Below are 19638 nucleotides of genomic sequence, written 5' to 3'. Positions count from 1 at the left end.
AGCGTCGCTCGGACGGTTCCGGGCGCTAACGTCAAGGAAAACTCTTCATGTCATCCGCTGGCACGCGCCGCTTCGCGCGTATCGATCGCCTTCCCCCCTACATCTTCAACATCACCGCCGAGCTCAAGCTCGCGGCTCGCCGGCGCGGCGAGGACATCATCGACATGAGCATGGGCAACCCCGATGGGGCCACGCCACAGCACATCGTCGCCAAGCTCACCGAAGTTGCGCAGCGCCCTGACACGCACGGCTACTCGTCGTCCAAGGGCATTCCCCGGCTTCGACGCGCGATCTCCCACTGGTATCGCGAACGGTACGACGTCGAGATCGACCCGGACAGCGAAGCCATCGTCACCATCGGCTCCAAGGAAGGCCTCGCGCATCTGATGCTCGCCACGCTCGATCGCGGCGACACGGTGCTGGTGCCGGACCCGAGCTATCCGATCCACATCTACGGCGCGGTGATCGCCGGCGCCGACATCCGATCGGTGCCGATGAATCCGGACATCGACTTCTTCGCCGAGCTCGAAAAGGCGATCCGCGGCAGCTACCCCAAGCCGAAGATGATGATCCTCGGCTTTCCGTCGAACCCTACTGCCCAGTGCGTGGAACTGGATTTCTTCGAGCGGGTGATCGCGCTCGCGCGCAAGCACGAGATCCTGGTGGTGCACGACCTCGCCTATGCCGACATCGTGTTCGACGGCTGGAAGGCGCCGTCGATCATGCAGGTCAAGGGTGCGAAGGACATCGCGGTCGAGTTCTTCACCCTCTCCAAGAGCTACAACATGGCCGGGTGGCGCGTGGGCTTCATGGTGGGCAATGCCGATCTCGTCACCGCCCTCGCGCGCATCAAGAGCTATCACGACTACGGGTCGTTCACGCCCGTGCAGGTCGCGGCGATCGCTGCGCTCGAAGGCGACCAGCAGTGCGTGCGCGAGATCGCCGATCAATACCAGCGGCGGCGCGACGTGCTCTACAAGGGCCTGATGGAGGCCGGCTGGCAGGTCGAGAAGCCCAAGGCCTCGATGTACATCTGGGCGAAGATTCCGGAGCCCTACCGGTCGCTCGGCTCGCTCGAATTCGCCAAGCAGCTGCTGGCCAAGGCCAAGGTGTCGGTATCGCCGGGCATCGGGTTCGGCGATCAGGGCGACGACTACGTGCGCTTCGCGCTGATCGAGAACGAGTCCCGCATCCGTCAGGCGGTGCGGGGCATCAAGGCGATGTTCAAGGCGGATGGGCTGGTGAAGCCAGCCACTGCTGCTGCGGCCGGCTAAGGAGCAAGGCGGGAGAGCCCGCCTTCGGCTTCAGGCTGCGGTCGCCGTCATGCCCGGCTGCGGCGCATGGCGCTCGCGCAGCCACAGGATCAGGCCGCAGATGAACACGACAACCTGCGTGCCGATCAGCATCGCGAAGCCCGCGAAGAAGCCCGCGGCCGAGCCGCCCGGCGTGCCCGCGCCGCCCGAGAGCGCACCAATCACCGCCCCCATGAAGGCCGGCATGAAGCCCGCCACCAGGCTGCCCGTGCCATTGACCACGCCGAAGGCGCTGGCCACATGCTCGGGCCGCGAGCAGTACTGCACCGTGCTCGGGATCGCCGGGCTCATCAGGCCCCAGCAGAAATTGGCCGCGATGAGCGAATACGCGGCGACGTAGCGGTCCTGCGCGCTGATCGCCAGCAGCACCGAGAGGGCCACGCCGACGCTCGCGCCCATGAAGATGAAGGGCACGTGCAGGCGCTCGATCTTGTCGATGATCACGCCGCCCAACAGCACGGCAAGCACCGTCGCGTACTGCGGCAGCGAAGCGAGCCAGCCCATCTCGCGCAGCGAGAAGCCGCGCGCTTCCTTGAGGTAGGCCGGCAGCCAGTTGCTGCCGCCCCAGAGGTAGGACAGCACCGCCGCAGTCAGGACCGTGATGAGCACAAGATGCCGCGTGTGCAAGGCACCGCGCGCAATGCCCGCCACCTTGGCCATCGCCTCACCGAAGGAACGCGGCTTGGCCTGGTTCACGTACGAAGCCGGCATGCGCACGAAAGCGATGACCAGCGGAATACCCAGAATGATGTTCATCAGGCCGAGCACGTGGAACGAGGTGTCCCACGCATAGGTAGCCAGCAGATACCCGACGAAGGGATAGCCCACCGCGAGACCCAGCCCGGTGCCCATGTTGACGAAGGAGTTCGGCTTGCCGTTCTCATGGTCTTCGTAGTGCGCCTTGATGTACGAAGACGCGAGCGAGAAGAGCGGCCCTTCGGACACGCCGAGCAGGATGCGCGACGCGAGGAGCATGCCGTAGCCCGTGAACCAGGGCGTGACGAAGGTCACCACGCCCCAGAGGATCAGGCCCATGATCAGACTTTTTCGCACCCCGAACAGTGCCGCGCAGAACGGCGTCAGCACGAAGGCCGACACACCGTAGCCCACCATGAAGGCCGTCGCGAGCAGGCCCTGGCTGACGCGGTCGGTGGCAGCGATGCCCATGTGACCGAGGAACGCAGGGTCGGTGATGAGAACCGCGATGTTGATGCGGTCCACATACGAGATGGCGACGATCACGAACAACGTGATCACGCCGTACCAACGAAATTGTCTGTCTTGCATGGCAATGCTCCTGTGGTGGGCGGCGCCGGGACTAGAACGCGTGGCGCATGCCGAACTCGGTTCCGGTCGAATCGTGGTTCGGCGAAGTCGTCGAGCCGCTGAGCGCCTGCGCGGCCCCGTTGCTGTTGGAAATGCGCGCCACCGTCGCGTACACGGCGCTGCGCTTGGAGAGGTTGTAGACATAGCCGAGCGCCCACTTCGAGGTGGTCGGCTTGGGCACATTGCCTGCAGGCTCGCGCTCATAGCGTGCGTACGACAGCTTGATCTCGCTCGCGCCGATCGGCAGGTTGAAGCCCACCAGGGCGCCCTTGCCATCGACCGTGCCTTGCGACTCGTCGTAGTACTCGCCCATCAGCTTCAGGCTCCAGAGTTGCTCGAAGGTCCACGAGGCGCCGATGTTCGACACGCGCAGATCGTTCGACACGGGCAGGCTGGCCGCGATGGTCGTGTAGGTGGTACGGCCCGTGGCGATGGCAATGTTGAACGGACCATTGAGATACCCGACGCGCCCGCCGACGTAGTTGCCGTCGTTGTGGTTCCAGGTCGGCAGCACGCCTGCGATGTCCGAGCGCGAGTCGTTCTCGCCCATGGCGTACATCAACTGCCCGTAGAACCCACCCAGCGTGGGCGGCAGGAAGTAGCCCACGCTGTTCGATGCACGCGTGCCCGTGGCCGACGTGAGGCCACCAAAGCCGGTGAAGTAGATCTGGTTCGCGCCGATGCCACCGCCCGTGCCGAAGGGATCGAACAGCGCCGTGTTCCAGAAGGTGGGCGTGTAGTCGCGGCCCGCGCGCACTTCGCCGAAGGGGCCCGACAGGCTCACGGTGGAGCGGCGGTTGAAGGTCAGGCCTCCGGGCGTGGTGTTGCCGCTGGCCTGGTTGTTGGTGTTGGTGGTGAAGCCGCTGCCGTTGTCGTTCTGCAGGCCCGCTTCGAGCCAGAAGTTCGCCGCGTAGCCGCCGCCGAGGTCTTCAGTGCCGCGGAAGCCCAGGCGGCTGAAGGTGTTGGCGCTGTTGCTCAGTTGCCATTTGCTGGTGGACAGCGGGCCGGAGCCCGTGGTGTAGGTGACGGCTGCGTCGAGCACGCCGAACAGCGTCACGCTCGATTGCGCGCAGGCGACGCCCGCGGCCATGCAAGCGGCCGCGGCCACTACTGCTTTCTTCATTGATTTTTTCTTTCGAGGGCTGGGGGGGTGGATATCGCCTCAGATATCCAGGACGAGTGGGCCGCGCTTGCAGCCCGAAACACAAATCATGATGGTCTTGTTGGCAGCCTGTTCGGCCTTGGTGAGGATGCCGTCGCGGTGGTCGATCTCTCCGGCCTCGATGACCTTCGTTTCGCAGGCGCCGCAGACGCCTTCCTTGCAGCTGTGGTCGGGATTCAGGCCCGCATCGATCAGGCTGTCGAGGATCGACTTGCCCGGCGGCACTTCGACCGACTTGCCGCTCTTGGCGCATTCGACGACGTAGGTCTGCGTCGCAGACGGCGCTTCGACATGCACCGCCGCGAAGCGCTCGATGTGCGCGTGCGGGAAACCGAGTTGCTCGCAGGCCTTCTCGAAGCTGTCGAGCATCGGCGTCGGGCCGCAGCAGTAGTAGTGGCTGTCCGCGCCCTTGTCTGCCAGCAGTTGGGTGAGGTTGGGCGGTGCGCCCTTCTCTTCATCGAAGTGCCAGGTGAGTTGCACGCCCTTCTCGGCCGCGAGTGCACCGATCGCCTCGCAGAACGCTGCTTCCTTGCGGTTGCGCGCGCAGTAGAGAAATTCAACCGGCCTGCCGATCGCCACCAGGCGCTGCAGCATGCACCAGATCGGCGTCACGCCGATGCCGCCGGCCACCAGCACCGAGCGCTCCGCGCCCTCTTCCAGCTTGAAGTTGTTGCGAGGCGCCGAGATCGGCAACGTCATGCCCACGCGCAACTGCTGGTGCACATAGCGCGACCCACCGCGGCTCTTGCGGTCGTTGAGCACGCCCACTACATAGCGCTGGCGGTCGCTCGAAGGGTTGCACAGCGAGTAGCTGCGCACCAGGCCGTTGGGCAAATGCAGGTCGATGTGGGAGCCGGCCTCGAAAGCGGGGAAATCCACATCGGGCGACGCCGGGCGGAATTCGACGCTGACGATGCCATCGGCTTCGTAGCGCATCGTGTGCACCAGGGCTTTCAGCGTGGGGGAAGACATGGCGGGAACCTCGAAGAAACGATTCAGTTGGCAGTGCGCAGGTCGACGTCGAGCCGCGCGAAGGCGTCGATCTCGACGCGGAGTTCGGGAAACACCAGCGCGCTGACCGCGACCAGGGTGGAGGCCGGATAAGGCGATCCGGCCTGCGCGAAGAAATCGCGCCGGGCACGGCCTACCTCGTCCTTGTCCGCGATGTCGGTCACATACACCACCAGCTTCACGATGTTGTGGATACCGCCGCCCGCGGCTTCGAGCAGCGCCTGCACCTTGCGCAGCACCACGAGGGCCTGCTCATAGGCGCCGAGCGGCTCGCCTTTCTGCGCAGCGTCGCGCGTTGCCGGATGCGCGGTCTGGCCGGACATCACCACCTCCTGGCCAACGACAAGCGCGTTGGACCAGGTGGCGTGCGGCAGATCGGGCACCGACTGACAGGCGACGCGACGAACGGGCATGGCGGCTCCTGCGGTCATGCGGGCTGGGTGGCAGCTTCGATCTGCTGCTGGGCCAGGTTGCGCATGTGGCGACGCAGGCGGACGATGCCCAGGTCGTGCTGGTAGAGCTGTTCGTGCTGGTTGGCGTCGAGCTCCATGTTCTCGATCAGGACGCGGTCCTGCTCGAGGACGTGCCAGTGGCGTGCTTCGAGGCGGTTCTTGTACAGGAAGCGCCAGGTATCGCGCTCCCAGCCCTTCGGCAGCTTGCGCACGCGCCAGTGGAAGGCGCACGACAGTGTCGGCGAGATCGGCGTGTAGCTGCCGACGATGATGAAGTTGCCGCCGGGGCCGCCGGTCTTCGGGTACGGGATCTCCAGGCGCATCCAGTGCATGCCGGTGTCGGCCCATTCGGTCCAGTCGAAGTTGACGTTGCGCTGGCCTTCCTTCTCGAACACGAAGCCGGTGTCGGTCGCGCGGATGCCGAACTTGGCCGTCGAATCGCCTTCGGCCATCGAATGCGACTGCTTGTGCAGGAAGGTGCCGTGCATCGGGTCCATCACGTTGTCGAGCACGTAGCGGTAGTCGCCCTTCCACTCTGCATAGCAGAGGAAGTGCGAGTACTCGTCATCGTTGGTGAGCTGCTCTGGCAGCACCAGCGGCGGCGGCGTCTCGACAGGCTCCTTGGAGTTGTAGAGCCAGACGGCGCCCGCCTTTTCCTGCACGTGGAAGAAGCGCGTGGCCTGCGAGCCTTCGAGCTTGCAGCCGGGGCTGCCGGGCACCTTCGTGACCACGCCGTCGCAGCGCACTTCGACGCCGTGATAGGGGCACGAGAGGCGATCGCCCAGGATGACGCCCTGCGACAGCGGCGCACCGCGATGCGGGCAGCGGTCTTCCAGCGCGTGCAGCACGCCGCCGTGATCGCGCCAGAACGCGAGCTTGCGGCCGAGGCGGCGCAGCGAAACCGGCGATTCCTTGATGAGGTACGACGGGCAGATCGGGTACCAGAGATCCTTGAGGCCAACCTCGAGCAGCTGGTCGACCGGATCGATTTGAATGGGGATGGTGGTCATGGTGGGGTCCTCGAAGAAAAGGATGTCTGGGACGGGATCAGTTGCCGAGGGCGGCGATCTCTTCGCGATAGATGGCCTCGGTCCAGAGCTTGCCGCTCGGGCTGGTCAGGCCGCTGTTGTTGAGCGATTCCACCAGGCCCGCCAGGTCATGGACGCCGGACGCGTAGGCGCGCTCGATCGCATCGCCGAGCAGGTCTTCGTAGGTGGTGGGGGTGCGCGTACGCGCCTGGTGCGGGTCGAGGTAACGGTCGGTCATGGTTCGCTCCATCGGGGATTAATAGGACGTGCGTAAAGGTTTTCTGTACGGCCTCACTGGCCGCCGTTGCGTACGCGCTCGCGGATGCGTTCGCGCACGGGAACGAAGTCGTAGGTCGGATAGCACTCGGTGCTGAACACACCCCACGCACGACGTTCGAGTTCGAGATTCACCAGCGGCAGCTTCTCGGGCGGCAGTTCCAGCGTGAGGATCTGCCCCAGCCCCATCGCCACCGTCCACGAGACGATGCGCGTGCCTTCCGGCGGGAAAGACTCCCACCAGTCGCTGGCCTTCATGCGCGATTGCACGTCGTCCAGCGTGAGGCCGGGGTGATGCTTCATCACGATCGTGAGAAGCATCGTCGGCGAAGGGACCGCTGCGTTGCTCATGTTCTTACTCGGCGACGATGTTGCGCGCCTTGATGATCTGCGCCCAGACCTTGGTCTCGTCACGCATCGCAGTGGCGAACTCGGCAGGCTTCATCGTGGCGGCGGTCATGCCTTGCGCTTGCAGGCGCTCGCGCACGTCGGGCTTCGACAGCATCTCGGCCGCGTCCTTCGCGAGCTGCTCGACCACGGCCGGCGGCGTGCCGGCGGGGGCCAGCAGGCCATACCACGAGGTCACGTTCACGCCCTGGATGCCCTGCTCTGCGAGCGTCGGGATCTCGGGCGCCACCGGCGTGCGCTTGGAATCGGTGATGCCCAGCGCGACCAGCTTGCCGCTCTTGATGAACTGCAGCGTGCCCGGCAGGTTGCTGAACATCAGCGGCACCACGCCGCCCAGCACGTCGTTGAGTGCGGGCGCCGTGCCCTTGTACGGCACGTGCATCAGATCGACGCCAGCTTGTTGCTTGAACAGTTCGCCCGCGAGGTGCAGGCCGCTGCCGACGCCCGGCGAGGCATACGACAGCGCACCGGGCTTGGCCTTGGCCTGTGCGACCAGGTCCTTCGCGGTCTTGATGCCGGAGGTCGGCGATGCCACGAGCACGTTGGGTGCCTTTGCCAGCATCGTGACGGGCACGAAGTCCTTCTCGATGTTGAACGGGAAGTTCGGCATCAAGGTCGGGTTGATCGTCAGGTTGCCGGCCGGCACCACGAGCAGCGTGTGGCCGTCGCCCTTGGCACGCTTGACACGGTCCATGCCGATGTTGCCCGCAGCACCCGCGGCGTTGTCGACCACGGCCACCTGGCCGTAGCGCTTGGCGAGGCCGTCGGACAGGATACGTGCCAGCGTGTCGACAGGGCCGCCCGGCGGGAACGGCGAGACGATCGTGAAGCGATCGCTGCCGAGCTGCTTCTGTGCTTCGGTCTGCGCGTGGGCGGACGTCAGCGCGCCGAAGGCGAGCAACGTCGTGCCGAGCAGGCGAAACATGGAAGTACGGCGATTCATGGTCATGACCTTCATTTCTTTTCAGTGAGGAATTTGCCTTCGGGACCTTGGACGTTCTTCTGGCGGCGGGTGTTGCCGTCGAGACCGCCGTCGATCGCCCATTCAGCGAAGACGGTCGGGCCGGGCTCGAATTCGCGGGGTTGCCATTCGGCAGTGAGCTGGTCTTCGTCGGCGTAGTACTCGATCAGGCCACCGGCCGGATTCTTGAAGTACCAGAAGTACGCCGACGACACCGGATGACGGCCCGGGCCGAGCTGCGTGTCCCAGCCCTTGCGCGAGAAGTGCAGGCCACCGCCGAACACTTCGTGGATGTCGCGCACGGTAAAGGCCACATGGTTCAGGCCGCGCTTGCCCGAGGGAAGCTGCAGCAGGAACAGGTCGTGGTGACCGCCGTCCGGTGCGCAGCGCATGAAGGCGCCACGGTTCGGGTAGCTGTCGGAAGCGACGAAGCCGAAGCGGTCGCTGTAGAAGGCGCTGGTGCCCACCACGTCGGTCACGAAGAACACCACGTGGCCGACTTCGATCGGCGTCGCGCGTTCATAGATCGGCGCGGGCTGGTTGATGCGCTGCTTGGCGTTCCAGGTGTTCATCGCGCCGCAGTCGACTTCGACCGCGCGCTTGCGCGAGACCTGCAGGCGCACCGAAAGGCCGTTCGGGTCGATGCAGCCGATGCGGCGTGCGCCTTCGACGTTGCCGTCGGCAAAGCCCGGGTCCTTCGCGATCGCGGCGGCGTAGCGGTCGAGGTCGGCGTCGTTCTGCACGCCCCACACCACTTCGAGCAGCGTCGGGCCCTCTTCCATTCCGACCGGGAGGCCGGGCTTGCCGAGTGCGGCGACGACCACGCGGCAGCCGTTCAGGCACTCGAAGACGAGCTCGTCAGCGGCCTCGGACTTCAGGGTCAGGCCCCAGTCCTGGAAGAAGGTGCGGGAGACGGCGAGGTCGTCCGCGCCGTAGGTGATCTGGTCAATGCCCAATACGCTCATTTCAATCTCTCCATGCTCACGCGTTCGCCCACGGGAGCGGTTGTTCGTTCGTGCCCCAGTACATGCTCTTCTGCTCCATGTACTGGAAGATGCCTTCGCGGCCCTTCTCGCGGCCCAGGCCGCTGTCGCGCCATCCGCCGAACGGCGTCGAGACCGAGAACTGCTTGTAGGTGTTGACCCAGACCGTACCGGCCTGCACCGCACGGCCGAGCTTCCAGGCGCGCTTGAAGTCGCGGCTCCACACACCGGCAGCCAGTGCGTAGATGCTGTCGTTGGCCTGCGCGATCAGCTCTTCCTCGCTGTCGAAAGGCATCGCGATGAGCACCGGGCCGAAGATTTCTTCTTGCGTGATGCGTGCGTTGTTGGTCAGGCCTTCGAGGATCGTCGGCGTGTAGAAGTAGCCCTTGTCCATGCCGTTGCCGTGCGGGCGCACGCCACCGGTGCGGATATGCCCGCCCTCGGAGACACCGAGTTCCACATAGCGCTCGATGCTCTCGCGATGGCGCGCGGTGATCAGCGGTCCCATCTGCGTGCGCTCGGAAGCCGGGTCGCCCACTCGCAGCGCATTGGCGCCTTCGACCAGCCGCGTGAGGAACTCGTCGTAGATATCGCGCGCCACGAACAGCCGGGAGCCTGCGATGCAGGATTCGCCCGAGCTGCTGAAGATGCCGTAGAGCACGCCGTTGACCGCATGATCGAGGTCCGCGTCTTCGAGCACCATCGTCGGCGACTTGCCGCCGAGTTCGAGCGACACCGGCATCATCTTGTCGGCCGCGATGTGCGCAATGTGCTTGCCGGTGGTCGTGCCGCCGGTGAAAGACACGCGCTTGACCAGCGGATGCTTGGTGATGGCGTCGCCGATGACCGAGCCCTTGCCCGGCAGCACGCTGACGATGCCCTTCGGCACGCCGGCTTCTTCGCAGATGCGTGCCAGTTCGAGCGCCATGACGGGCGTGACTTCGGCGGGCTTCACGACCACCGCGTTGCCGGCGGCGAGGGCCGGCGCCAGCTTCTGCGCTTCGCTTGCGATCGGCGAGTTCCAGGGCGTGATCGCGGCGACGACGCCCATGGGCTCGTGCACGCTCATCGTGACGAACGGGCCGCGCGACGGCGTGATGGTTTCTTCGAGGGTTTCGAGCGCAGCAGCGAAGAACTGGAAGGTTCCCGCGGCGCTGGCAACGAGAGCGCGCGTCTCGTTGATCGGCTTACCGTTGTCCAGGCGTTGCTTCTGCGCCAGCGTCTCGGATTGTTCGCGGATGAGATGGGCCACGCGATGCAGCACGGCAGCGCGCTCGTGCGGCAGCTTCTGTGCCCAGCCGCTGGTGCGGAAGGCGTGGTCGGCGCGCTGGATCGCTTCTTCGACATCGGCCAGGCTCGCAGCCTTCAGGCGTGCGATCGGCTCGCCGGTGGCGGGATAGAGGCTCTCGTACACATCGGAGCCGCCGAGGCGCCATTCGCCGCCGACGTTGATGGGGAGCAGTTCGGTGGAAATCATGGGGTGACTCGCTTCAGGGAGAGCTTCAGATCGTGAGGGCCGCGACGCGGTTGCGCAACGCGCGCACTGCGCTGTAGACGGTCAACGCCGAGGTCTTGGGGTTCGCAGCCAGCGGCTTGTTGCGCATGGTCAGCTCGAAGTTGCCGAAGGCACCTTCGGCTTCGACGGTGTGGACGTTCTCGGCAACAGCCGGGTCGGCGATCAGGCGCACGCTGGTGCGGTCCAGGCCGAGGCCGGCGAGCGACACGGTGGCAGCAACATTGGCGTTCTTCGGATAGAGCGTGGCGGCTTCGCGCGCGCTGCCTTCGAAGATCACGGTAGCGCTGGTCAGTGCGCCGAGATCACGGCCCTGCTCTGCCGGCGTGCCCTTCCAGGCGTGCGGCGGCTTGCGGCCGGTGTAGCGCACGGTTTCGAGGCCGCCGATGCGGGCCGCAGCCAATGCATCGATCGCGCCGATCGCGCCGGCTATCAGTTGAACCTGCGTCTTGCCGGCGACCGCAGCGGCTTCGAGCTTTTCAGCGAAGCCCTGTGCCGACAGCGCACCGACGGATGCGACGACGCAAGGCGTGCCGCGCTGCAGCGCGGGCAGCACATGCGCCTCGATGGCTGCATGGCCTGCGGCTTCGACGACGAGGTCGATGCCGTCGGCCGGCACAGCCGACACCACCTGCGCGCCGGGTGCGAGCCGCGCGGCCACATCCTTCGTGGCCGCGAAGGCATCGGCGGGCACGACGATGGCGACCACCGACAGGCCGGCGTCTTCGCGCAGCAGTTCGAGCGCGGCGGTGCCGATGGCGCCGCAGCCGATCAGGGCGATGCGAACGGTCATTGCTGGTGCCCCGCTCACTTGCCGCCGCTCAGCGCGGGGATCTGCGTGATCTTGTTGGTCGGCGGGCCCGCGAAGGTGCTCTTGAAGCTGCCGATCGTGAGCATGTCGATTTCGAGCAGGAACGGGCCGTCGGTCGACAGGGCTTCGTCCAGGCGCGCAGGCAGTTGGTCGAGGCTGGTCACGCGGGCGTGCGGCAGCGCGATCGACTTGCACAGCAGGTCGTAATCGGGCGTGTGCAGCTCGGCGTAGCAGCGGCGGCCGCCGTACTGCACGTCCTGGATGTTCTTGATGACGCCGTAGCTCTTGTCGTTCATGAGCACGATCACCATCGGGGCCTTCTCCTGGACCATGCAGGCGAGTTCGCCGAGGTTCAGGATGAAGCCGCCGTCGCCGGCCAGGCAGAAGGTCTTGCGGCCGGAGCCGGTCACCGCCGCGCCGATGGCTGCGCCGATCGCCATGGGCATGCCCTGGCCGATGCCGCCGCCCGTGGCGTGGACGCCCTGGCTGGGCTCGAACACGCGCAGTTCGCGGTTGCCCCAGGTGCTGTTGGAGACGGTCACGTCGCGCACCCAGTTGAAGTTGCGGCCAGCCGAAGTCTGGATCTGGCTCACGAGTTCGGCGTACGGGCCGAGGCCGTCACGCAGCGAGGCGACTGCTTCGTCGTGGGCGGCGCGCAGGTCGGTCAGCAGCTTTGGGTCTGCCTTGTACTTGGCGGCTTCGAGGCGATCGGCGAGGCCTTCGAGCGCGAGGGCCGAATCACCGCAGAGGAAGGCATCGGTGGCGTAGCAGCGGCCTTCGACGGCGCCGTCGGCATCGATGCGGTAGAGCGGGCGCGGGAGCTTCAGTTCGTACTTCAGCGTTTCGTTGCCGCGCAGGCGCGAACCGACGACGAGCATCGCGTCGCAGGTCTGGTAGAGGTTCTCGACCGGCTTCTGGATGTTGTAGGCGCCCAGCGAGCCCGGATCGTCCTCGGGCACGATGCCGCGACCTTGCGTGGTCGTGACCACGCCGAAGCCCAGCTTCTGCAGGCGCTTGATGGCTGCGCCGGCGTGGCGTGCGCCGCCGCCGATCCACAGCATCGGGCGCTTGGCCTTCGCGAGGTTCGCGGCCAGCGCGTCGAGGCCGGCCTTCGACGGAACCGCAGCCTCGACGGGCAGCGGCGAGAGGTCTGCCGGCATCTCGACGAGCGCGGACTGGATGTCGATCGGGATCTCGACGCTGACGGGGCCCGTCGGTGCGGTCAGCGCGACTTGCACTGCGCGCTTGAGCGTGCCGAGCACGTTCTCGACGCTGCGCACGCGGAAGGCGGCCTTCGAGACGGCCTTGAGCATGGTGAGCTGGTCCGGTGCCTCGTGGATGTACGACATGCCCTTGTCGATGTAGGGCGTCTCGATCTGGCCGGTGATGTGCAGCACGGGAGCGCCAGCGGTCAGCGCTTCGACCATGCTGCCGGCGATGTTGCCTGCGGCCGGGCCGGTGCTGGTGATCGCCACGCCGAGGCTGGCAGTCGACCGCGCATAGGCGTCAGCCATGTTGCCCGCACCTGCTTCGCCGCGTGCCGAGATGAACCGGACCGCGCCACGCTGGGCAAAGGCGTCCAGGATCGGCATGTTGTGGATGGAGATGACGCCGAACGCAGCCTTGACGCCGCACTGTTCGAGGAATGCCGCGACGACTGCGCCGACGGTCACGGTGTTGGTGGGGTTATGCATGGCGGGAATGGCCTCCGGAGATGTCGATATGGGCGCCCGTCGTATAGGAAGCGAGGGGCGAAGCGAGGAAAAGAATGGCGCGCGCGGCTTCAGAGGGAAGTCCCAGGCGGCCCATGGGGATGTGTTTGCTCTTGGCGAGTTGGCCAGTCCAGGTGGGCCAGTCGAGGCTCTTGTCTTCGCGCGCTTCGAAGCGGCGGCGCCATTGACCGGACTCGATCAGGCCGATGAGGATGCCGTTGACGCGCACGCCTTGCGGTGCAAATTCGGTGGCCAGCGAGCGCACGAGGTTCAGCAGGCCCGCACGTGCGGCCGAGGTGGCGACCATGTGCGGTTCCGGCTGGCGAGCGAGCAGCGAATTCGCGCAGACGATCGCCGCGTCACCGAGCACCACGCGCTGCGCAGCAAGCTGCGGCAGGTAGGCGCGCGTGGGGTTGATGACCGAGAAGAACTTCAGGTGCAGCTCTTCGGTCCACGCCGAATCCTCGGTGTTTGCGAATGTGCTGACGCGGCCCTGCCCAGCGTTGTTGATGAGCATCGAGGCAGCGCCGAGTGCGGCCTCGCTCTCTGCCGCGAAGCTCTGCACCGACTCGGCGTTGAGGACATCGCAGGTGCGGGCAAACAGCTCGGCCTTCGGGAACTTGGCACGAAGCCCGGCAACAGCGCCGTCGAGGCGCTCGGCATTGCGGCCGCACAGCGCGACCGATGCGCCGCATTCGAGCAGCAGCTCGACGGTCGCGAGGCCAATGCCGGAGGAACCGCCCGTCACGACCGCGACGCGGCCTGCGAGCGCGTCGGGCGCGAAGAAGGGAGTGGTGATCGTTGGCGTGGTCATGATCGTCTCAGGCCTGCTCGTCCAGCCGGTTGCCGTTGCCGTTGCTCCGAAGTGGAACCACCTTGGCGGAAGCCACGGGCGAATAGTTCAGGAGGCCGGAGATCGCATCGGCGGTACCGCGCACGCGCTGCACCAGCTCGTCCATGCGGTTCTCCTCGATGTGGCCGGAAGTGATGGTCGCGCCCAGCGCCGCCACGATGTGACCGCTGTGGTCGCGCACCGGCGCGGCAATGGTGGAGATGTTCGACTCGAAGAAGCCTTCGCCCAGCACGTAGCCGCGCGTGCGGTCGGCCTGGACCATGTCGAACAGTTCGGTCACCGTCTTCGGCGTGCTCGGCGAGAACGTCTCCAGACGTTCTTCAGGGTAGAGCGCGCGCAGTTGCGGCAGGCTCAGGTCCTCCAGGAGGATGCGGCCAAGCACCGTGGCATGCGCCGGCAGACGCGTACCGACCGTCACCGAGCTGGCGAACGGCGTCGGCGGCGCGACCTTGGCGACGTAGACGATCGAGCGGCCATCGCGCACCACGAGGTTGCAGGGCGTGCGCAGGTCTTCGCACAGACGCTGCAGCAGCGGCGTGCCGAGCTGCGTCAGTTCGAGCGACGCGAGGTACTCGAAGCCGAGGCGCAGCACCGCGAGGCCGAGCCGGTAGTCGCGGCCGCCTTCAGTCTTCTCGAGGAAGCCCATGTTCTCGAGCGTCGTGAGGAGACGGAAGACCGTCGAGCGCGGCAGGTCGAACCGGCGCGCGAGTTCGGGGGCGGACAGCGCACGGTTCTCGCGGCTGAATTCGCACAGCACGCGAAGGCCGCGCTCCAGGGCCGGCACGTTGTACCGGTCGGAACCCTCTTCGATCACTTCATTGCCAGGGGTGGTCATGGTCTCTGGTTCTGTTTTGTTGTTCGGAGGTCAGCCTGCGAGCGCTTCGCGCAGCAGCGGTGCGACCACGTCGGGCCGCTCGACATAGCTTGCATGTCCTGCCGCGGGGAGCAGCTCGAGTGCGACGCCGCACTTGCGTGCGACCTCTTCGCAGCTCGCGGGCGTCGTCACCACGTCGAGCTCGCCGCATGCGACACGCACCGGCATCGCGGGCGGCAGATCGGCCAGCAGGTCGGCGCCGCAGAGCAGCTCGACGGCCTGCCGATAGCCGCGGTCGTTGAGGCGCGACATGTTCCAGCGCACCCACTGGCGCGCGGTTTCGCTCGCGTTTTCCGACACCAGGCGGCCCGAACGATGGGCGGCCATGCCGGCGACGCCGAGCTTGTCGAGCGTGTCGAGCCGCTCGGTGCGAACGCGCTGGCTGGCTTCCGCACGCGTGCCATAGCCGGCCGCCGGGCTGATGAGCACCAGCCGCTTGATTCGCGCGGCGAGCGCCGAGCCCGGACGGGCTGCCGAAGCCGCGGTCAACGCGCCGAGCGAATGACCGACCAGCACGCACGATTCGATTTCCATCGCATCGAGCAGCCCGAGCAACCGCTCGGCATAGTCAGCCGCCTTGGGCACATCGGCCGTGAGCGGCGTGGAGGCGCCGTAGCCCGGTGCATCCCATGCGATCAGCCGCGCATCCGATTCGAGCAGCAGCGCCGTATCGAGCCACGACGCCGCGCCCGAGCCGATGCCATGCAGGCACACCAGCGCGGGGCCGGCGCCGCATTCGCGCACCGACACGACACCGCCGCGCACCGGCACGCTGCGCGCAGGAAAGCGCGCGTCGAGCCGGGCCACTTCGGACTCGGGCAGGTTCGAGATGTCGGTCACGGCGGCGTTGCTCATCGCGGTTCCTCAGCGCTTGATCTTGGCGAGGGGGTGGTCGGCGGGGTACGTCGGGGTGATCGGCTTCTTCGAGCCGAGCATCACGCACATCAGCGCGTCTTCGTCGCCGACGTTGATTTCCTCGCGGTACACGCCCGGGGGCACCGACACGACGTCGCGGTCGGTCAGGATGGTTTCATAGCGCTCGCCTTCGGGCGTGGTCAGCACGACCTTCAGCTTGCCGCGCAGCACGAAGAACACTTCTTCCACGTCGATGTGGAGGTGCGGCGGACCTTCGTGGCCGGCGGGGATCACCATCGTCGAGAAGGTGAAGTTCTCCGACGGGATGGTGTTCATATCGGTCGACACGCCGGTGCCGCCGGTGCCGATGTAGCGCATCTGCGCGCGGCGGAACTTCGGGTCGTAGTCGGCCTGGAACTTGAGGGCATTCCAGTCGTACTTGCGCGTCGAGAAGCGCGCCACGCGGGTGGTCATCCACTCTTCGAAGCTCGCGCCGTCGGGACGGGCCCAGCTCGGTTGTTCGTTGTCGATGCTCTTTTGCTCGGACAGATCGCTCATCGGGTACTCCTTTGTCGAAAAATTCAGTGCATGACGAAGCCGCCGTTGACGGCCAGCAGCTGGCCGGTCACGAAGCGCGACAGGCCGGACAGGCCGAACAGCACCGCGCCGCAGACGTCGACCGCCTGCTGCTCGCGCGGAATCGAGCGGCCTTCAAGGTATTTCTGGTGACGCGCCATGGGCACGTATTCGGTGGCCTCCACCAGCGTGAGGCCCGGCGCCACGGCGTTGACCGTGATGCCGTCGCCACCCCACTCGCGCGAGAGCGAGCGGGTCATGGAAATCACCGCGCCCTTGCTCGACGCATAGGCCAGCAGGTTGGGTGCACCCCAGAGTGCGGTGTCGGATGCGAGATTGACGATCGCGCCGCGGCCGCTCTTCGCGAGCGCGGGCTGGCAGGCGCGGCTCATGAGCCAGGTGCCGCGCACGTTGACGTTCATCACGCGGTCCCACATGTCGATCTCGAGGGCGTGAGCATCGCGGCCACCGGAATTGGTGATCGCGGCGTTGTTGACCAGCCCGTCGAGGCCGCCGAGCAGGCGCACCGCTTCGTCTGCGCCAGCGGCGATCGATGCCGGGTCCGACAGGTCGATCGCAAGCCCGTGTGCATTGAAGCCTTCTTCACGCATTGCCTGCGCCTCGGTCTGCGCGAGGTCCGCGAGGATGTCGGCGAGGACGACGCTACCGCCGGACTTGGCGATGCACTTGGCAAATGCCAAGCCCAGGCCGCGCGCAGCGCCGGTCACGAGTACGCGACGGCCCTTGAGCAGGTCGGCCGGCAGTTCGGCGAGCAGCGCATTCAGGCTCGCGGGATCGGCGGTGGTGTTCACAGCGGTCATATATGGATCAATCCTTCAGGAATCCGGTGTTCAGTCCGCCTGGATGCCCAGTTCCTTGATGATCCGCCCGAAGCGCGCGAAGTCGGAAGCATTGGTCTTGGCCAGCGTTTCCGGCGTGCCGCCGAGCGGCAGCGCGCCGAGCGTCTCCATGCGCGCGACCACGTCGGGCATCTTGATGATTTCGTTGAAGTGGGCGTTGAGCGTCTTCACAACTTCAGGCGGCAGGCCCTTGGGGCCGAACAGGCCGTGCCAGGCGGTGACTTCGACATCCTTGACGCCCAGTTCCTGGAAGGTGGGCACGTTCGGCGCGAGCGGCGAACGCTTGCTGTCGGCAATGGCCAGCACGGTCAGCTTGCCGCCCTGCAGGTACGGCGCGACCGGGCCCAGCGTGATGTAGGTCAGGGGAACATGGCCGCCCAGCACGTCGTTGATGGCCGGTGCGACGCCCTTGTAAGGCACGTGGGCCAGCTTGAGGCCGGTTGCCTTGTTGACCATCTCGCCGAGGATGTGCATCGGCGAGCCGCTGCCCGGGCTGGCGTAGGTCAGCGATTGCGACTTCGAGGCCGAGATGTCCTTGAAGTTCTTGATGCCGGAAGCCGCGTTCGACACCAGCGCCAGCGGCAGCGTGCCGGTCTGGATGATCGGCGTGAAGCCGTTCAGCACGTCGTAGCCGCCCGAACCGGTCTTGAGCACGAGCTGCGCGATGGAGAAGGTGCTGGGCGCGAACAGCAGCGTGTAGCCGTCAGCCGGCGCCTTGGAGACGAAGCTGCTGCCGATGACACCGCTGGCGCCCGGCTTGTTGTCGATCACGACGGGCTGGCCGATGCGGGCCTGCAGCTTTTCCGCATAGAGGCGAACGAGCGCGTCCGTATCACCGCCGGCCGGATAGGCCACCACGATGGTGATCGGCTTGCTGGGATAGCTCTGCGCCCAGAGCGGCCCGGCAACGGTGGCGGCCGCCAGCGACAGGGCGAGGGTGAGGGCTTGGCGACGTGTCTGCTTCATCATGGTGGTCTGCAATCCGTACGAGGTTGAAACTGAGAACCGGCCTCCGCTCCAGATGCAAATGGGCGGGTCGAACTGCCTGCCTTGCTTGCTCCGGTTCGTTTCACTAATTAAACCGTGATCTATTGGTGAAACGATGGAAGAAGAATATTCCGAAAATCTTTGGGAAAGATAGGTAGAAACCCTATCTTTTACGTGTACTTACAGGCGGTGTCACTGCCCTGCCGCAATTCGGCCGCCGGGTTTGAACACTCGATCGCCTGATTGACGCCTGACTTCCGGGGCCCAGACAAACCCCGAGCGCCAAGACGGCTGTTCGACAGCTTGTCTTCCTACGATGAAGGGGCTCGCAACCCGCCCACTTCCGGAGACACGCATGACATCAGCCACATTGGCGCCCGGGAACACCGCGCCTCACCACGGCACATCCAAACTCGGCGCTGTGCTGCGCGTGACGAGCGGCAACTTCCTCGAGCAGTTCGACTTCTTCCTGTTCGGCTTCTACGCCACCTACATCTCGAAGGCCTTCTTCCCGGCCAGCAGCGACTTCGCCTCGTTGATGCTGACCTTCGCGGTCTTCGGCGCCGGCTTCCTGATGCGGCCGCTGGGCGCGATCATCCTCGGCGCCTATATCGACAAGGTCGGCCGCCGCCAGGGCCTGATCGTCACGCTGGCGATCATGGCCAGCGGCACGGTGCTGATCGCGTTCGTGCCGGGCTACGCCACCATCGGCTTCATCGCACCGGTGCTCGTGCTGCTCGGCCGACTGCTGCAGGGCTTTTCTGCGGGCGCCGAGCTGGGCGGCGTGTCGGTCTATCTCTCGGAGATGGCAACGCCCGGCCACAAGGGCTTCTACACCTCGTGGCAGTCCGCAAGCCAGCAGGTGGCGATCGTGCTGGCCGCCGCACTCGGTTTCGCGCTCAACGAGATGCTCGATCCGAACGTGCTCTCCGCATGGGGCTGGCGCATTCCCTTCTTCGTGGGCTGCATGATCATCCCGTGCATCTTCGTGCTGCGCCGCTCGCTGCAGGAGACCGAAGCGTTCCAGGCGCGCAAGCACCATCCGAGCACGCGCGAAGTGTTCCAGTCAATGACGCGCAACTGGCGCATCGTCGTCGCCGGCATGCTGCTGGTCGCGATGACGACCACCACCTTCTATCTCATCACCGTCTACACGCCGACCTTCGGCAAGACGGTGCTGCATCTGAGCGCGCGTGACAGTCTCATCGTCACCCTGCTCGTGGCGGTGACCAACTTCATCTGGCTGCCGATCGGCGGCGCGCTGTCGGACCGCATCGGCCGCAAGCCGCTGCTGCTGGCAGTCACCGTGCTCGCCATCTTCACGGCCTACCCCGCCATGCACTGGCTCGCCGCGGCGCCGAGCTTCGGCCGCATGCTCGACGTGCTGCTGTGGTTCTCGTTCCTCTTCGGGATGTACAACGGCGCGATGGTCGTGGCCCTGACCGAAGTCATGCCGGTCGAGGTCCGCGTGGTCGGCTTCTCGCTCGCCTACAGCCTGGCGACCGCGCTTTTCGGCGGCTTCACGCCCGCGATCTCGACCTGGCTGATCGAATCCACCGGCGACAAGGCGGCGCCCGCGTACTGGCTCAGCGTGGCCGCCGTATGCGGGCTGGGCGCGACGCTGGCGCTCTATCGCAAGGGACGTCAACCCATGGCCGCGGCCACATAGGGCGGCAG

At 66.2% G+C, this 19638-nt stretch carries 20 protein-coding genes; 2 read left to right on the top strand and 18 right to left on the bottom strand.

The genetic code is table 11. The annotated features are described in order from the left end of the window. Nucleotides 1-47: 47 nt before the first annotated feature. Nucleotides 48-1274 carry an alanine transaminase gene (gene alaC, locus FHW64_RS01635; RefSeq protein ID WP_184522458.1) on the top strand — a complete coding sequence of 409 codons (1227 nt, stop codon included), beginning with the start codon at nt 48-50 and terminating at the stop codon, nt 1272-1274. Between the two features lie 30 nt (nt 1275-1304). Here alaC and FHW64_RS01630 read toward each other — a convergent pair whose 3' ends face one another. Genes FHW64_RS01630 through FHW64_RS01545 form a run of 18 tightly spaced genes read right to left on the bottom strand, consistent with a single transcriptional unit; the run spans nt 1305 to nt 17940 of the window. Continuing rightward, nucleotides 1305-2600, bottom strand: a complete 1296-nt coding sequence (locus FHW64_RS01630) for an MFS transporter (RefSeq protein WP_184522456.1) — start codon at nt 2598-2600, stop codon at nt 1305-1307. 31 nt (nt 2601-2631) lie between these two features. Beyond that, on the bottom strand, nt 2632-3762 hold the full coding sequence (locus FHW64_RS01625) for a porin (protein ID WP_184522454.1): 1131 nt from the start codon (nt 3760-3762) through the stop codon (nt 2632-2634). A gap of 39 nt (nt 3763-3801) precedes the next feature. Further along, nucleotides 3802-4773, bottom strand: a complete 972-nt coding sequence (locus FHW64_RS01620) for a PDR/VanB family oxidoreductase (protein ID WP_184522452.1) — start codon at nt 4771-4773, stop codon at nt 3802-3804. Nucleotides 4774-4796: 23 nt separating this feature from the next. Next, nucleotides 4797-5225, bottom strand: coding sequence for a RidA family protein (locus tag FHW64_RS01615; protein ID WP_260303602.1), 429 nt, complete (start codon nt 5223-5225; stop codon nt 4797-4799). Between the two features lie 14 nt (nt 5226-5239). Continuing rightward, nucleotides 5240-6274, bottom strand: coding sequence for an aromatic ring-hydroxylating dioxygenase subunit alpha (locus FHW64_RS01610; protein WP_184522448.1), 1035 nt, complete (start codon nt 6272-6274; stop codon nt 5240-5242). A gap of 37 nt (nt 6275-6311) precedes the next feature. Further along, nucleotides 6312-6530, bottom strand: a complete 219-nt coding sequence (locus FHW64_RS01605; protein WP_184522446.1) for a recombinase-like helix-turn-helix domain-containing protein — start codon at nt 6528-6530, stop codon at nt 6312-6314. 53 nt (nt 6531-6583) lie between these two features. Continuing rightward, complete coding sequence (locus tag FHW64_RS01600; protein ID WP_184522444.1) at nt 6584-6919, bottom strand: hypothetical protein; 336 nt, start codon at nt 6917-6919, stop codon at nt 6584-6586. Nucleotides 6920-6923: 4 nt separating this feature from the next. Beyond that, nucleotides 6924-7919: a tripartite tricarboxylate transporter substrate binding protein gene (locus FHW64_RS01595; protein ID WP_184522442.1), complete on the bottom strand. Its 996-nt coding sequence runs from the start codon at nt 7917-7919 to the stop codon at nt 6924-6926. Between the two features lie 11 nt (nt 7920-7930). Further along, entirely contained in the window at nt 7931-8902 is a 972-nt protein-coding gene (locus tag FHW64_RS01590; protein WP_184522440.1) for a VOC family protein, read from the bottom strand. Nucleotides 8903-8918: 16 nt separating this feature from the next. Beyond that, nucleotides 8919-10397: an aldehyde dehydrogenase gene (locus FHW64_RS01585; protein WP_184522438.1), complete on the bottom strand. Its 1479-nt coding sequence runs from the start codon at nt 10395-10397 to the stop codon at nt 8919-8921. A 25-nt stretch (nt 10398-10422) separates the two neighbouring features. Next, the gene (locus tag FHW64_RS01580) at nt 10423-11226 is read right to left on the bottom strand and encodes an aspartate dehydrogenase (RefSeq protein ID WP_184522436.1); all 804 of its coding nucleotides are present in this window, start codon (nt 11224-11226) and stop codon (nt 10423-10425) included. Nucleotides 11227-11240: 14 nt separating this feature from the next. Continuing rightward, a complete protein-coding gene (locus FHW64_RS01575) occupies nt 11241-12938 on the bottom strand; it encodes a thiamine pyrophosphate-binding protein (protein WP_184522434.1) in 1698 nt (565 codons plus the stop codon). Next, nucleotides 12931-13770: an SDR family oxidoreductase gene (locus FHW64_RS01570; protein WP_184522431.1), complete on the bottom strand. Its 840-nt coding sequence runs from the start codon at nt 13768-13770 to the stop codon at nt 12931-12933. Before FHW64_RS01570 ends, FHW64_RS01575 begins: the two co-directional genes overlap by 8 nt. A gap of 7 nt (nt 13771-13777) precedes the next feature. Beyond that, nucleotides 13778-14644, bottom strand: a complete 867-nt coding sequence (locus tag FHW64_RS01565; protein ID WP_184522429.1) for an IclR family transcriptional regulator — start codon at nt 14642-14644, stop codon at nt 13778-13780. Nucleotides 14645-14674: 30 nt separating this feature from the next. Continuing rightward, entirely contained in the window at nt 14675-15538 is an 864-nt protein-coding gene (locus tag FHW64_RS01560; RefSeq protein WP_184522427.1) for an alpha/beta fold hydrolase, read from the bottom strand. Between the two features lie 9 nt (nt 15539-15547). Beyond that, nucleotides 15548-16096, bottom strand: a complete 549-nt coding sequence (locus FHW64_RS01555) for a cupin domain-containing protein (protein ID WP_184522425.1) — start codon at nt 16094-16096, stop codon at nt 15548-15550. A gap of 23 nt (nt 16097-16119) precedes the next feature. Then, complete coding sequence (locus FHW64_RS01550; RefSeq protein WP_184522422.1) at nt 16120-16935, bottom strand: SDR family oxidoreductase; 816 nt, start codon at nt 16933-16935, stop codon at nt 16120-16122. 30 nt (nt 16936-16965) lie between these two features. Beyond that, nucleotides 16966-17940, bottom strand: coding sequence for a tripartite tricarboxylate transporter substrate binding protein (locus tag FHW64_RS01545; protein ID WP_184524174.1), 975 nt, complete (start codon nt 17938-17940; stop codon nt 16966-16968). 376 nt (nt 17941-18316) lie between these two features. Between FHW64_RS01545 and FHW64_RS01540 the strand changes: the two genes are divergently transcribed. Continuing rightward, complete coding sequence (locus tag FHW64_RS01540; protein ID WP_184522420.1) at nt 18317-19630, top strand: MFS transporter; 1314 nt, start codon at nt 18317-18319, stop codon at nt 19628-19630. The last annotated feature ends 8 nt before the right edge of the window (nt 19631-19638 follow it).

Origin of the sequence: Variovorax sp. Sphag1AA (genome assembly GCF_014192575.1) — a bacterium.
Classification (GTDB): Bacteria; Pseudomonadota; Gammaproteobacteria; order Burkholderiales; family Burkholderiaceae_C; genus Variovorax.
This window is presented reverse-complemented; position numbering and strand designations above follow the sequence as displayed.

Excerpts from the sequence above, each read along its gene's own strand:
- FHW64_RS01605 (WP_184522446.1), bottom strand. The coding sequence starts at position 6,530 with ATGACCGACCGTTACCTCGACCCGCACCAGGCGCGTACGCGCACCCCC.
- FHW64_RS01615 (WP_260303602.1), bottom strand. The coding sequence starts at position 5,225 with ATGCCCGTTCGTCGCGTCGCCTGTCAGTCGGTGCCCGATCTGCCGCAC.
- FHW64_RS01590 (WP_184522440.1), bottom strand. The coding sequence starts at position 8,902 with ATGAGCGTATTGGGCATTGACCAGATCACCTACGGCGCGGACGACCTC.
- FHW64_RS01545 (WP_184524174.1), bottom strand. The coding sequence starts at position 17,940 with ATGAAGCAGACACGTCGCCAAGCCCTCACCCTCGCCCTGTCGCTGGCG.
- FHW64_RS01630 (WP_184522456.1), bottom strand. The coding sequence starts at position 2,600 with ATGCAAGACAGACAATTTCGTTGGTACGGCGTGATCACGTTGTTCGTG.
- FHW64_RS01570 (WP_184522431.1), bottom strand. The coding sequence starts at position 13,770 with ATGACCACGCCAACGATCACCACTCCCTTCTTCGCGCCCGACGCGCTC.
- alaC (WP_184522458.1), top strand. The coding sequence starts at position 48 with ATGTCATCCGCTGGCACGCGCCGCTTCGCGCGTATCGATCGCCTTCCC.
- FHW64_RS01625 (WP_184522454.1), bottom strand. The coding sequence starts at position 3,762 with ATGAAGAAAGCAGTAGTGGCCGCGGCCGCTTGCATGGCCGCGGGCGTC.
- FHW64_RS01580 (WP_184522436.1), bottom strand. The coding sequence starts at position 11,226 with ATGACCGTTCGCATCGCCCTGATCGGCTGCGGCGCCATCGGCACCGCC.
- FHW64_RS01610 (WP_184522448.1), bottom strand. The coding sequence starts at position 6,274 with ATGACCACCATCCCCATTCAAATCGATCCGGTCGACCAGCTGCTCGAG.
- FHW64_RS01540 (WP_184522420.1), top strand. The coding sequence starts at position 18,317 with ATGACATCAGCCACATTGGCGCCCGGGAACACCGCGCCTCACCACGGC.
- FHW64_RS01585 (WP_184522438.1), bottom strand. The coding sequence starts at position 10,397 with ATGATTTCCACCGAACTGCTCCCCATCAACGTCGGCGGCGAATGGCGC.
- FHW64_RS01620 (WP_184522452.1), bottom strand. The coding sequence starts at position 4,773 with ATGTCTTCCCCCACGCTGAAAGCCCTGGTGCACACGATGCGCTACGAA.
- FHW64_RS01550 (WP_184522422.1), bottom strand. The coding sequence starts at position 16,935 with ATGACCGCTGTGAACACCACCGCCGATCCCGCGAGCCTGAATGCGCTG.
- FHW64_RS01555 (WP_184522425.1), bottom strand. The coding sequence starts at position 16,096 with ATGAGCGATCTGTCCGAGCAAAAGAGCATCGACAACGAACAACCGAGC.
- FHW64_RS01560 (WP_184522427.1), bottom strand. The coding sequence starts at position 15,538 with ATGAGCAACGCCGCCGTGACCGACATCTCGAACCTGCCCGAGTCCGAA.
- FHW64_RS01600 (WP_184522444.1), bottom strand. The coding sequence starts at position 6,919 with ATGAGCAACGCAGCGGTCCCTTCGCCGACGATGCTTCTCACGATCGTG.
- FHW64_RS01595 (WP_184522442.1), bottom strand. The coding sequence starts at position 7,919 with ATGAATCGCCGTACTTCCATGTTTCGCCTGCTCGGCACGACGTTGCTC.
- FHW64_RS01565 (WP_184522429.1), bottom strand. The coding sequence starts at position 14,644 with ATGACCACCCCTGGCAATGAAGTGATCGAAGAGGGTTCCGACCGGTAC.
- FHW64_RS01575 (WP_184522434.1), bottom strand. The coding sequence starts at position 12,938 with ATGCATAACCCCACCAACACCGTGACCGTCGGCGCAGTCGTCGCGGCA.